The sequence below is a fragment of the Rhodoplanes roseus genome (assembly GCF_003258865.1).
GTDB lineage: Bacteria > Pseudomonadota > Alphaproteobacteria > Rhizobiales > Xanthobacteraceae > Rhodoplanes > Rhodoplanes roseus.
In genome coordinates this window covers 1-256 of sequence record NZ_NPEX01000898.1, presented here as the reverse complement: position 1 = coordinate 256, position 256 = coordinate 1, and the positions used below count along the sequence as shown (strand labels likewise).

At 61.7% G+C, this 256-nt stretch carries 1 pseudogene; it reads left to right on the top strand.

What is annotated here, in order from left to right:
- A pseudogene (locus CH341_RS34990) lies at positions 1-256 on the top strand (FAD-dependent oxidoreductase); the annotation flags it as partial.

Sequence of the window (256 nt, the reverse complement as noted above, 5' to 3'; positions counted from 1 at the left end):
CGAGCGGTCTCAAGCCATTGCCGTTGAAGCACGAGCTTGTCGAGATCGCCATCATCGATCCGCCGGCGGAACTGGGCGGTCTTGCGGTGACCGTCATGGACGGTGCTTTCTTCTCCTCCATGCCGTTTCCTGCGGCCAACGCCTATTCGCTCACCCATGTCCGCTACACCCCGCATTTCGGTTGGACTGACGACAACGCAGGAGAGGGCGCATATCAAATGGCCCAGCGGCTGCCACACGAGACGCGTTGGCGCCA